The sequence below is a fragment of the Curtobacterium sp. MCPF17_051 genome (genome assembly GCF_003234595.1).
Taxonomy (GTDB): Bacteria; Actinomycetota; Actinomycetes; order Actinomycetales; family Microbacteriaceae; genus Curtobacterium; species Curtobacterium flaccumfaciens.
In genome coordinates this window covers 22,557-34,303 of sequence record NZ_QKSE01000027.1, presented here as the reverse complement: position 1 = coordinate 34,303, position 11,747 = coordinate 22,557, and the positions used below count along the sequence as shown (strand labels likewise).

The following is an 11,747-nucleotide window of genomic DNA, read 5'->3' as shown; positions in this document are numbered from 1 at the left end:
TCGGCGCGGCTGCTGTGTGCGCGCCGAACACACCCTCGGTGGGGTGGAGAACCAGCGATGTGCGGCTGGTGAGCGCTCCGGGTGTTTCCCGGTCGTTGCAGGTGATTCGGCGTCGTCCGCCAGTCGGATTGGGACGAGTTCTCCGGGCCTGCCACCCCTAGGCTCGGGTCATGCGGGGAACGACGATCCGACCGACGACCGAGGACGACTGGGAGTCCGTCCGGGCACTGCGGCTGGAGATGCTCCGGGACACCCCGAAGGCGTACGGGGAGCGGCTCGCCGACGCGGAGCGGATGCAGGAGCGTGACTGGCGTCGACGCGGCCGCCGTGAGCACGACGTCGGCGGGACGACCCTCGCCGCGATCGGCGCCGACGGCCGGTGGCTCGGGACGATGGGGGTGTTCGTACCCGGCCCCCGGGTCGGGCCGCTCCTGGTCGGCGTCTACGTCGCACCGTCGCACCGAGGGCGTGCCGCCGGTGTCGCCGATGGATTGCTCGACGAGATCGAGGCCTGGGCGGCAGCGCACGGATCGGCTCTGCGGCTGCACGTGCACCAGGCGAACACCCGTGCGCAGGCCTTCTACGCCCGGCGTGGCTACGAGCCCACGGGTGCGACCGAGGCGTACGTGCTCGATCCGAGCGAACTCGAGGTCGAGATGATCCGGCAGCTACGGGGATCGCTGTGAGCGGCGGGACGGACGGAGCTGCCGGGGCTGCCGGGCCCGTCGTGCGGTGGCTGCTGCTCGATGTCGGTGGCGTGCTCGAACTCGTCGACGACGCCGCCTGGCCCGGACGCTTCCGGGCGCGGTGGGCCGAGCGTCTCGGGATGACGACGGACGACTTCTCCGATCGCCTCGTCGCGGCCGACCTGCCCGATGCCTCCCGTCAGATTGGCGTCGTCGACCGGTACTGGGGCGCGATCGGCTCGGCGCTCGGGTTGTCGGCCGACCAGCTCGCCGTCATACGGGCCGACTTCTGGGACGCTTACTGCGGAACCCTGAACCAGCCGTTGTACGACTTCCTCGCCGGACTCCGGGGCACGATCGGCCTCGCGATCCTGTCGAACTCGGGCGACGGCGCCCGAGAGGAAGAAGAGCGGCGCTTCCGGTTCTCGGCGGTGTTCGACCCGATCTGCTACTCCCACGAGATCGGTGTGAACAAGCCCGATGCCGAGGCGTTCCGGATCACCCTCGAGCGCCTCGGGGCGGATCCGGACGAGGTGTTCTTCGTGGACGACGTGCCCGAGAACATCGAGGCCGCACGTGCGCTCGGCATCGGGGCGCACCTGCACGTCGACACCGACGAGACGATCCGGGTGCTCGATGCGGTCGTGCGGGGGAGCGGTCGGCAGTGACCGTCGGCATCGTGTTCTTCGACGTCGACGGAACCCTCGTCGGCCCCGGCTCCAGCAGCAGCTTCCTGGCCGCCCGGTTCGGGCACCAGGACGCGCTCGACGACGCCGAACTCCGCTACGCCGACGGCGATCTCACCAACCAGCAGGTCAGTGAGGTCGACGCACTCGGGTGGCGCGGCACGACCACGGCGACGATCGACCGGTGGCTCGACGACCTCCCGGTGCTACCCGGAACCGAGACCGTCGTCGCGTGGTGCCGTGCCCACGACGTCGAACCCGTGCTCGCGTCGCTCGCGTGGCAGCCCGTGACCCGTTCCCTCGCGCGGCGGTTCGGGTTCGTCCCGAACGGCGGGCCACGCGTGGGGGAGCACGGTGGCGCCCACGACGGCACCGTCGCCGAGCACTTCGACGAGTTCGACAAGCGGGACCGGGCGCTCGCGCTCGCTCGCGACCTCGGTGTGCCGCTCGGACACTGCTGCGCCATCGGCGACAGCCGCTCGGACATCCCGCTCTTCCAGGCGCTCCCCAGTGCGTTGGCGCTCAACGCGGGTCCGGCGGCCCGTGCGGCCGCGAGTGACGCGATAGACGCGGACGACCTCTCGCGCATCATTCCCTGGCTCGACCGCTGGCTCCGGGAACTCGCCTGATCGATCGGCTCCGAGCGGGATGCGGCATGATCGGTCCGTGCCTGATGTGAACCCGACCGCCGCGTACCGTGCCGCCCGCGACCAGCTCCTCGCCGCGGATTCTCCCGAAGCGGCACGCGCCGGGTTCCGCTGGCCGGACGTCGGCGACACGTTCAACTGGGCGACCGACTGGTTCGACGTCATCGCGACCGACAACAGCCGCACCGCGCTCTGGATCGTCGAGGAGGACGGTCGTGAGCAGCGGCTGAGCTACGGGGAGATGGCCGCACGGTCCGATCGGCTCGCCGCGCGCCTGCACGGATTCGGCGTGCAGCAGGGCGACCACGTCCTCGTCATGCTCGGCAACCAGCTCGAGCTCTGGGAGACGATGCTCGCCGTGATCAAGCTCGGTGCGGTCATCCTGCCGACGTCGACGATGCTCGACACCGCCGACCTGCAGGACCGCGTCGACCGGGGCTCGGTGGCGCACGTCGTCACGAACCGGGGCGAGACGCACAAGTACGACGACGTCCGCGGGTCCTTCACGCGGATCGTCATCGGCGGTCCCGCTGACGGGTGGACGGAGTACCCGAGCGACCTGGGCGACCCCGCTCCCACCGACGAGGTCCGTCCCGACGTCGTCACCCGCACGACCGACCCGTGCCTGGTCTACTTCACGTCCGGCACGACGTCGAAGCCGAAGATGGTCGTGCACACCCAGACGTCGTACCCGGTCGGGCACCTCAGCACGATGTACTGGCTCGGCGTCCGGCCCGGTGACGTGCACCTGACGATCAGCTCGCCCGGATGGGGCAAGCACGCCTGGAGCTGCTTCTTCGCGCCGTGGATCGCCGAGGCCACCGTGTTCATCCACAACACGGCGCGCTTCGACCCCGCTGCACTCCTCGCGCAGCTCGAGCGGGCCGAGGTCAACACGTTCTGCGCGCCGCCGACCGCGTGGCGGATGATGCTGCAGTCCGACCTCGGTGCGCGGCCACGGGCGCTCCGCGAGCTCATCTCGGCCGGCGAGCCGCTCAACCCCGAGGTCATCGACCGTGTCGCCACGGCGTGGGGGCTGACCATCCGCGACGGCTACGGGCAGACCGAGACCACCGCGATCATCGGCAACGCCCCGGGTGCCGCCGTGACGCCCGGCGCGATGGGCAAGCCGCTCCCCGGCGTGACCGTGACGCTGCTCGACCCCGTGTCCGGTGAACCGGGCGACGAGGGCGAGGTCTGCCTCGACCTCACCGAGCGGCCCGTCAACCTGATGGCCGAGTACCTCGGCGACCCCGACCGCACGGCCTCGTCGATGCGCGACGGCTTCTTCCACACCGGCGACATCGCCGTCCGCGACGCCGACGGCGAGCTGACCTTCATCGGCCGCACCGACGACGTGTTCAAGTCCTCCGACTACAAGGTGTCGCCGTTCGAGGTGGAGAGTGCGCTGCTGGAGCACCCGGCCGTGGCCGAGAGCGCGGTCGTCCCGGCCCCCGACGACGCCCGTCTCAACGTCGTCAAGGCGTACGTCACGTTGGCCACCGGATGGGAGGCGTCGGCCGACACCGCCAGGCAGGTCCTGGAGTACGCGCGCACGGCGCTCCCCGCCTACGCGCGCGTCCGCCGGGTCGAGTTCGCCGCGCTCCCGAAGACCATCTCGGGTAAGATCCGCCGCGTGGAGCTGCGGGAGCGCGAGGAGCAGTCGGTGAGCAACGGCACGCGCGCCGAGGGGGAGTGGCGGGACGACGAGTTCCCCGGCCTCCGCGTTCCCCGCCCGCAGGCGAGCTGACCCGCACGGGCACCCTAGGCTCGGCCTGTGGAATTGATCAAGGACGTCTCCCGCGGCGACTGGTTGCTGGCCCGGGCCGGCGCGTTCGCCACCTTCGGCGGCGTCGCGGGCACCGGCTTCGAAGCGTACGTCCGGATCCTGCACCCGCTCCGAGCGGATCGCGAAGACCGCACGACCGTGGACGAGTACGACGAGCACCCGGTCCTCGAGTCGGCCGAGTGGCGCTGGGCCGACGTCGCCGAGCGCACCCGTCGGACGATCGACCCCCTCGTGTCGTGGCAGACGCTCAGCGGTCGGGACGACGAGTCGGACCTGTCCTTCGAGGACGGCTGGATCGTCCATCCGCCCGAAACGGGCTGGTACGAGCCGACGCAACTCGCCGCGCTCACCGGGCTCCTCGCCGAGGCGACGTCGACCCCGGACGACCTGGTCGGGGCGATCTGGGACGGGTGGGGCGACCTGAACGGGAGCTCGACGATGGGCTTCGGGTGGCAGGGCGAGGGCGAACCGACGGCAGCCGAGCGCGCCGAGATGCAGGAGCACATGGCCCGGATGCAGGCGCAGCACCGGCGGGAGCAGGCTGCGCTCCGGGAGTCGCTTGCGAGTCCGCGCTTCCTGTGGCCGGCCCGCGAGTGCTTCCTGCTCTCCATGTCCCTGCCGCAGCTCAGCGACCCGTCCTGGACGGACGACGCCCGCGTCGGCATGTACGTCGACTTCGGGCACACCCCGCAGATGCTCTGGCCCGAGGGGCGCGAGTGGGTGCTCGCCACCGAGATCGACTGGGACTCGACGATCGTCGCCGGGTCACGGTCGCTCGTCGACGCGGTCCTCGCCGACGCCCGGTTCGAGGCGTACGAGGTCACCGCGGACGCCTCCCCGGGCTGATCAGACCGGCAGGGTCACCTCGGTGCTCACACGCCGGACACTCTGCGTGGACGCGGCGACCACGGTGGCGACGACGATGACGACGGCACAACCGATCAGGGTCGTGGGCGTCCCGACCGCGTGCGCCAGCGGTCCCACCAGGGCCTCGCCGAGCGGGACGGCGACGAACGACCCGACCATGTCGTACGAGTAGACCCGCGACAGCACGGCCCGGGGGACGTTCGACTGCAGCGCGTGGTCCCAGGCGATCGCGAACAGTTCGATGGCCACCCCGCCCAGGGCGAACGCGACGAGCAGGGTCGGCAGGGCCGGTGCGACAGCGAGCGCCAGGACGGGGAGGGCGGTCACGGCCATCAGGGCGACGCCGATGCCGAGGGCGTGCCGTGGCCGCCACCGCAGCGCGATCAGCGCTCCGAGCGCCAGACCGACGGTCTGCGCCGCGACGACGAGCCCCCAACCCGCCCTGCCGAACGAAGTGTCCGCGACCACCGGACCCAGCACGGTCGTCGCGCCGACGAAGGCGGCATTGAGCACCGCGAACTGGGCGACCACGGTCCAGACCCAGCGTCGTCCCGAGAACTCGACCCATCCCTCCCGGATGTCCGCGATCACCGACGGACGGTCGGCCGGTGCGACGGACGGGCGACGCGGCAGTCGGATCCGTGCGTACAGGGCTGCAGCGACGGCGAAGCCGGCGGCGTCCACCGCCAAACCCCACCCGGCGCCGACGAGCGCCACCATGCCGGCGCCGGCGGAGGCCCCGACGATGGTGCCGGCGTTGATGCTCAACCGGATCACGGCGTTCGCGGGGCGGAGCAGCGCCTCGGGCACGGTCTCGGGGACCATGGCAGCGGTCGTCGGCAGGCTGACCGCGGCGACCGCACCGTTCAGGATGCTCAGGACGACGAGGAGCGGGACGGTGGCGGTGCCCGTCAGGACCAGCACGGCGACAGCGCCCTGCGTCAGAGCAGCACCGAGCGACGTGACGACGAGCACGACGTCACGGGGGAGACGGTCGGCGATGACCCCGCCGAACAGCAGGACGGCGACGTTCGCGACCGAGCGTGCTGCCACGACGAGGCCGAGGTCGACGGGCGAGCCGCTGAGGTCGAGGACGGCGAACGCCAGCGCGATCGGGGCGACGGCGTTGCCGAGGATGCTCACCGTGCGGGCGGCGAGCAGCCAACGGAACGGTGCGTGGCCGAGGACGCCCGTGGTCGGCGTGTTCACGGCCGCCGCATCGGGAACATCGAGACGGTCATCGACACCGGAACGGTGCCCGGAGTGCGGGGGCGCTGCGCCGCTGCGTGGAGCAGGGCGGATGCCTGGCCGACGTGGTGCACCACCCGGCGCCACGTCTCGGGGCCGACCCACAGTTCGGCGTCGGTGGAAACGCCGGGCCCCGTGGTCCGCTGTCGCACCCGTCGACGGAGTTCCTCGACCTGGGCCTCGACGTACACGAACTGGTCCTCGACCGAGACGTCGTCCGCGCCACCGTCGTCGCCACCATCGCCGGATCGGCCGTCGGGGTCGAACGGTCGTGCCGACGACTCGTGCCGGTACCGCTTCGCCTCACCGCCCCGGAGTCGGAGGACTTCGACGACGGCGACCAGTCCGGCCCGTTCGAGCACGCGCAGGTGGTAACTCGCGGTGGCCTGTGAGAGACCGAGCTCCCGTGCGGCCTCGGCGGCGCTCATCGCGGTGCTCGTCACCAGCGACAGCAGGCGGAGCCGGATCGGGTGGGCGGTCGCCCGGAGGGACTGGAGGCTGGACATGCGGCAATGCTCTCCTGACCGGGAGGTACCGTCAAACGGGCCTTTGGGGGTTGTCCGGACCGATCTGCGCGCCGACCTTTCGCGTCCAGCGACAGTTCACGGCCCGCCGCGCGCGTGAACTGTCGCCTAGCGCGAAAGCCCGCGCGCGACGCGCGAAAACCAGCGCGACCCGCCCGCGTCCGCGTCAGCCCCGCGTCACCCTGTGGGAGCACGCATCTCCCCCCAACGGCGGACGCGGCGCCGACGGCCCCTCCCGTAGCGTCGAGGCCGTGATCGAAGTCAGCCATCTCACCAAACAGTACGGTCCGAAGACCGCCGTGGACGACGTCTCCTTCGTGGTGCGTCCCGGCAGTGTGACCGGCTTCCTCGGGCCCAACGGCGCCGGGAAGTCCACCACGATGCGCATGATCATGGGGCTCGACCGGCCCACGTCGGGCAGCGCCACCGTGAACGGCCAGCCCTACACGAGCTTCCGCGACCCGCTCCGGCAGGTCGGCGCCCTGCTCGAGGCGAAGGCCGTCCACTCGGGGCGCAGCGCCTACAACCACCTGCTCTCCCTCGCGGCGACCCACGGCATCCCGAAGTCCCGCGTGCACGAGGTCATCGACATGACCGGCCTCGACTCCGTCGCGAAGAAGCGGGTCGGCGGGTTCTCGCTCGGCATGGGGCAGCGCCTGGGAATCGCTGCCGCACTGCTCGGTGACCCGAAGACCCTGATCCTCGACGAGCCCGTGAACGGCCTCGACCCCGACGGCGTCGTGTGGGTACGACAGCTCGCCCGCCGGATGGCCGCCGACGGCCGCACGGTGTTCCTCTCCAGCCACCTGATGAGCGAGATGGCACAGACCGCCGACCGCGTGGTCGTGCTCGGCCGGGGCAAGGTCCTCGCCGACGCCCCGATCGCCGAGTTCGTCGCCGGTGGTGGCGCCGCTGCCGGCACCGATGCCGCGGTCAGCCGCGTCATCGTCCGCACCCCGGACCCGAACGGCTTGTTCAACGCGATCGGCCCGAACGCCGCGGTCACCCAGCGCGAGGACGGCTCGTTCCTCGTCGTCGGCCCCGACGCGCCGACGGTCGGCAACATCGCCGCGCAGGCCGGCGTCCCCCTGCACGAACTCACCCCGACCGGCGCGAGCCTGGAAGAGGCCTACATGGCCCTCACCCGCGACGACGTCGAGTACCGATCGGAGGGCACCCGATGAGCGCCACCACCTCGCCCACCACGCCGTCGACCCGGATGCACGGCTCCACCAAACTGTCCTTCCCGCACCTGGTGCGGAGCGAGTGGATCAAGCTCCGCAGCATCCGGTCCACGTTCTGGTGCTACGCGATCCTGGTCGTCGTCACCATCGGCATGGCTGCGCTCGTCGGAGCGAACACGAACAGCGGCGGCCAGGACCTGCCGACGGACATCGCCAACGGCACCGTCGTGAACGCCAACACCGTCGGCGTCCTGCTCTCGTCGCTCGTCGTCGGTGTGCTCGGCGTCCTCATCATCACCGGTGAGTACGGCACGGGCCAGGTCCGCTCGACCTTCACGGCCGACCCGCGTCGCACCGGCGTGATCCTGGCGAAGGCCACCGTCCTCGCCGTCACGACGTTCGTGGTCAGCGCCGTCGCCACCTGGATCGGCGTCCTCATCTCGCTCCCGCTGCTGGCGGGCAACGGTGTCGAGCCGGAGATCGGTGACCCGTCGGTGTTCCTGCCGATCCTCGGCTCGTCGGTCTTCCTGACCCTGCTGGCACTGCTCGCCTACGGCATCGGCCTGCTCGTCCGGTCGAGCGCCGGTGGCATCGCGATCACGCTCGGCATCCTGCTGGTCCTGCCGGTGGTGCTGAACCTGATGGCCGGGCTGATGAACGTCGAGTGGCCGACGAACATCGCGGCGTTCCTGCCGGACATGGCCGGTGGCCAGCTCTACGCCTACTCGTACGACGGCGCGAGCCCCGCCGACGACGGCGGAGTCGTGCTGAACGGCTGGGGTGGCTTCGGCGTCCTCGCCGCCGAGGTCCTGGTCATCGGTGGCCTCGCCCTGACGCTCGCGCGCCGTCGCGACGTCTGACGCGACCACCCCACGGCCGGGAGGCGCGGTGCCAGCCGGCGCCGCGCCTCCCGTCGTTCGCGGTGCGGGTCCACAGCGTCAGTAGGCTCACAGCGTGCGTTCCGTTCCCGCCCTGCTCCTGCCCGCGATCGCGGGCGTGTTCCTGCTGGCCGGCTGCGCCGGGCCGCCGCCCGTCGACGAGGCTGCGCTGCACGCCTGGGAGAAGCGGCAGATGGCCACCGACTCGGACTCGGACCGGGACCTCGGTGCGATGTACGCCCCGGAATCCGCCGGGCAGAGCGCGACGGGGAACGACGACGAGATCGACCGTGGCATCACGATCACGTTCGCGCACCCGGAAACGGTCGACCACCTCGAGTTCTCGTGCTTCGGTGACGGGCACATGAGCGGTTCCGTCATGGTCGTCTCCGGGAGCACGTCGCGGAACCACATCACCGAGTCGATGCCCTGCGGCGACGGAGAGCAACGCATCGACCTGCGGCGAACCTGGCGTGCCGACGTCGACAGCATCTCCTTCAACGGGTTCGACAGCGACCGGGACAGCGCCTGGAACGTCCGCGTGATCGGCGCAGAGCCCGCCGAGGACTGACCGAGCGAGCGCTCAGGACCGCCGGACGTCGTACCGGTGCAGGGTGACGCCGTTGTCGTACCGCTGCTGCTCGAGCAGGTCGAGCTGCACGAGCGGCCGGTGCCCCGAGAGCGGCGGATCGAACAGCGGCCGGCCGGCACCGAGCACCGACGGGTGCGTGAAGAGCATGACCTCGTCGAGCAGCCCGGCATCGAGCAGCTGACTCGCGATGCTCGGCCCACCCACACCGATGTCGCCTTCGCCGGCGGCGCGGATCGCGGCCAGCTCGGCGATCGCGTCGCCGTCGCCACCGATGACCCGGGTGTCGTGGTCGGCGGTGGTCCGGGTGCGGGACACCAGGACCTTCGGCTGCGCGGTCCAGATCTCGCCGTACTCGCGCAGGTACTGCGGCATCGACTCGTCGTGCCGGGCGTCGGGCCAGAACGGGTCCATCATGTCGCGCACGACCCGTCCCTCGACGGACAGGGTCATGGCCGCCGCCCGGGCGTTGAACTCGCGGTGCAGCGGCTCGTCGATCCGCATCCAGTCGGGTCCGTCCAGGCCGTCGTGCTCGCCGGGCGCGCGTTCGACGAAGCCGTCGACCGAGGCGTTGATCCAGTAGACGAACCTCGCGGGCATGGCATGACTCCTTCGTCGAGCCGAGCGTACGCTCGCGGACGTCGCCCGTCGACACCCGCAGTCCCTCCAGCAGTACCTCCCTCAACGACGAGAGCAGGTCAGGCATGCGCCGATCGTCCACCGCACTCCTCGCCGTCGTGACGTTCCTCGGCGTCGCGACCACGGGCCTCCAGGCCGGACCAGCGGATGCGTCCGCGGTGCCGGGCGGAACCACCCGGGCGACCACCACCACGACCGTGGCGTCGAGTGCCGCCAGCCGGCAGGGCCGTGCTGCACCCAGCCACCAGAACCCGGTCGCGCTCAGCCTGCCCGACGGGCAGACGGCGGCGAGCTGCGCGGACCCGACCGTGATCCACGGAGCCGGACGCGACCGCAACTGGTACCTGTACTGCACCACCGACGCGCTCACCGCGACGGAGCAGAACCCGGACGGGTCCCTCGTGCAGCACGCGGTGCCCACCTACCGGTCGACCGACCTGACCCACTGGACGTACGTGAACGACGCGTTCCCGACGAAGCCCGACTGGGTGGGCGACGCGAACGGGATCTGGGCGCCGGACGTCGTGTACCGCGCCGGCGACCGCGGCCGGGCGGGCACCTGGTACCTCTACTACGCGGCTTCGGACACCCCGTCGGCGACGGGGCCGACCGGCGGCGGCTCCGCGGTCGGGGTGGCGACGAGCTCGAGCCCGACGGGTCCGTGGAAGGACTCCGGCGGCCCCGTCGTGGCACCGCAGACCGCACCGAACGGGGACGGAGCGCGGTGGGCGTTCGACCCCGAGGTCATCACGGACGGCGGCACGACCTACCTGTACTTCGGCAGCTACTTCGGCGGCGTGAACGTCCGGCGGCTCAGCGCGGACGGCCTGCGCTCCGACCCGTCGACCGAGCGGCAGATCGCCATCGACAACCGCTACGAAGGCGCGTACCTGATGCGGCACGGCGGCTGGTGGTACTTCATGGGCTCCGCCACGAACTGCTGCAACGGCGCCCTGACCGGCTACGGCGTCTTCGTCGCCCGGTCACGCAGCCCGCTCGGACCGTTCACGGACCGCGACGGTGTGGCGATCACGAGCACCCGGGTCGGTGGCACGCCCCTGCTCGCGCAGAACGGCAACCGGTGGGTCGGGACCGGCCACAACACCGTGGTCACCGACTTCGCCGGCCAGGACTGGATCATCTACCACGCGGCCGACCGCAACGACCCGTACTACGCGGGGCAGCCGACCTACACGAAGCGGCCGGCGCTGATCGACCCGCTCGACTGGCAGGGCGGCTGGCCGGTCGTCCGCGGTGGTGCCGGCCCGTCCGACACGGTGCAGCCGGGGCCGGTGGCGCAGCCGGGCCAACGACCGACGTACCGGGCGTCCACCGCCCCGGTCGACGTGCCCGGTCGGACGATCCGCGCGCTGTCGACCTCGTTCGACGGTGCCGCGCAGCCGGGAGCGGAGCCCGGAGCGCTGCCTGCCCGGCTCGCCTGGACGCGTGAGCCGGACCCGTCCACGTGGACCGTCGCCGACGGCACGTTCCGCTGGCAGACGCAGGACGCCGACATCCACCCGCCTGCGACGCCGCTCGCATCGGTGCTGTCCGAACCGGCGCCCCGTGGGGACTACGTGCTCCAGACCACGGTCGGTGTGGACACCCCGACGACCGGCGACGGCCTGAACTACGTGCAGGGCGGCCTGATCGTCTGGGGCGACGACGGCAACTACGTCCGGCTCACCTCGAACTCGATCTTCAACACGCGCCAGACCGAGTTCGGCAAGCAGGTGTCCGGGCAACCGGCCGGGGCGCCGAGCTACGGGAACATGGTCGTCGGTCCGGTCGGGGACACCACCACGCTCCGGATCGTCCACCGCGAGGTCCGGGGTGAGGACCGGTACACGGCGTACACCAGTCTGGACGGGCGGCACTTCGTCCGAGGCGGGACCTGGACGGCGGACCTCGGCGATACGCCCCGCGTCGGGCTCATCTCACTCGGAGGCTCCGGCTTCACCAGCACCTTCGAGGACCTCCGCGTGAGCACGGTCGCGACGCGTCGCTGAG

12 protein-coding genes are annotated in these 11,747 nt (G+C 71.5%); 9 read left to right on the top strand and 3 right to left on the bottom strand.

The window, feature by feature from the left end:
• Nucleotides 1-170 precede the first annotated feature (170 nt).
• Genes DEJ35_RS16390 through DEJ35_RS16370 form a run of 5 tightly spaced genes read left to right on the top strand, consistent with a single transcriptional unit; the run spans nt 171 to nt 4,654 of the window.
• Nucleotides 171-686 carry an N-acetyltransferase gene (locus DEJ35_RS16390; protein ID WP_110862829.1) on the top strand — a complete coding sequence of 172 codons (516 nt, stop codon included), beginning with the start codon at nt 171-173 and terminating at the stop codon, nt 684-686.
• Nucleotides 683-1,354 (top strand): HAD-IA family hydrolase, encoded by a 672-nt coding sequence (locus tag DEJ35_RS16385; protein WP_111193175.1) that lies wholly within the window; start codon nt 683-685, stop codon nt 1,352-1,354. The genes DEJ35_RS16390 and DEJ35_RS16385 overlap by 4 nt, the downstream gene beginning before the upstream one ends.
• Nucleotides 1,351-2,001 (top strand): HAD family phosphatase, encoded by a 651-nt coding sequence (locus tag DEJ35_RS16380; RefSeq protein WP_110862831.1) that lies wholly within the window; start codon nt 1,351-1,353, stop codon nt 1,999-2,001. The genes DEJ35_RS16385 and DEJ35_RS16380 overlap by 4 nt, the downstream gene beginning before the upstream one ends.
• A 19-nt stretch (nt 2,002-2,020) precedes the next feature.
• Complete coding sequence (locus DEJ35_RS16375) at nt 2,021-3,769, top strand: AMP-binding protein (protein WP_111124408.1); 1,749 nt, start codon at nt 2,021-2,023, stop codon at nt 3,767-3,769.
• A 27-nt stretch (nt 3,770-3,796) separates the two neighbouring features.
• Nucleotides 3,797-4,654: a hypothetical protein gene (locus DEJ35_RS16370; protein WP_146244824.1), complete on the top strand. Its 858-nt coding sequence runs from the start codon at nt 3,797-3,799 to the stop codon at nt 4,652-4,654.
• Here the strand turns inward: DEJ35_RS16370 and DEJ35_RS16365 are convergent, their stop codons facing one another.
• Nucleotides 4,655-5,884: an MFS transporter gene (locus DEJ35_RS16365; protein ID WP_111124410.1), complete on the bottom strand. Its 1,230-nt coding sequence runs from the start codon at nt 5,882-5,884 to the stop codon at nt 4,655-4,657.
• Complete coding sequence (locus DEJ35_RS16360) at nt 5,881-6,429, bottom strand: transcriptional regulator (protein WP_111193173.1); 549 nt, start codon at nt 6,427-6,429, stop codon at nt 5,881-5,883. The genes DEJ35_RS16365 and DEJ35_RS16360 overlap by 4 nt, the downstream gene beginning before the upstream one ends.
• A gap of 269 nt (nt 6,430-6,698) precedes the next feature.
• On the opposite strand from DEJ35_RS16360, the gene DEJ35_RS16355 reads away from it, so the two are divergent.
• From DEJ35_RS16355 to DEJ35_RS16345, 3 genes are all read left to right on the top strand, one after another.
• Nucleotides 6,699-7,631: an ABC transporter ATP-binding protein gene (locus DEJ35_RS16355; protein WP_071406056.1), complete on the top strand. Its 933-nt coding sequence runs from the start codon at nt 6,699-6,701 to the stop codon at nt 7,629-7,631.
• Nucleotides 7,628-8,491 carry an ABC transporter permease gene (locus DEJ35_RS16350; RefSeq protein WP_110862835.1) on the top strand — a complete coding sequence of 288 codons (864 nt, stop codon included), beginning with the start codon at nt 7,628-7,630 and terminating at the stop codon, nt 8,489-8,491. Before DEJ35_RS16355 ends, DEJ35_RS16350 begins: the two co-directional genes overlap by 4 nt.
• 94 nt (nt 8,492-8,585) lie before the next feature.
• On the top strand, nt 8,586-9,080 hold the full coding sequence (locus tag DEJ35_RS16345) for a hypothetical protein (RefSeq protein WP_110862836.1): 495 nt from the start codon (nt 8,586-8,588) through the stop codon (nt 9,078-9,080).
• A 12-nt stretch (nt 9,081-9,092) separates the two neighbouring features.
• Here DEJ35_RS16345 and DEJ35_RS16340 read toward each other — a convergent pair whose 3' ends face one another.
• Nucleotides 9,093-9,698: a dihydrofolate reductase family protein gene (locus DEJ35_RS16340; RefSeq protein WP_111193172.1), complete on the bottom strand. Its 606-nt coding sequence runs from the start codon at nt 9,696-9,698 to the stop codon at nt 9,093-9,095.
• Nucleotides 9,699-9,802: 104 nt separating this feature from the next.
• Here DEJ35_RS16340 and DEJ35_RS16335 point away from each other — a divergent pair, with 104 nt between their 5' ends.
• A complete protein-coding gene (locus tag DEJ35_RS16335; RefSeq protein WP_111193171.1) occupies nt 9,803-11,746 on the top strand; it encodes a family 43 glycosylhydrolase in 1,944 nt (647 codons plus the stop codon).
• The last annotated feature ends 1 nt before the right edge of the window (nt 11,747 follow it).

What these genes read in the sequence shown, in the direction of transcription:
- DEJ35_RS16335 (WP_111193171.1), top strand. Translation starts at nt 9,803, where the DNA reads ATGCGCCGATCGTCCACCGCACTCCTCGCCGTCGTGACGTTCCTCGGC.
- DEJ35_RS16350 (WP_110862835.1), top strand. Translation starts at nt 7,628, where the DNA reads ATGAGCGCCACCACCTCGCCCACCACGCCGTCGACCCGGATGCACGGC.
- DEJ35_RS16390 (WP_110862829.1), top strand. Translation starts at nt 171, where the DNA reads ATGCGGGGAACGACGATCCGACCGACGACCGAGGACGACTGGGAGTCC.
- DEJ35_RS16340 (WP_111193172.1), bottom strand. Translation starts at nt 9,698, where the DNA reads ATGCCCGCGAGGTTCGTCTACTGGATCAACGCCTCGGTCGACGGCTTC.
- DEJ35_RS16375 (WP_111124408.1), top strand. Translation starts at nt 2,021, where the DNA reads ATGCGGCATGATCGGTCCGTGCCTGATGTGAACCCGACCGCCGCGTAC.
- DEJ35_RS16360 (WP_111193173.1), bottom strand. Translation starts at nt 6,429, where the DNA reads ATGTCCAGCCTCCAGTCCCTCCGGGCGACCGCCCACCCGATCCGGCTC.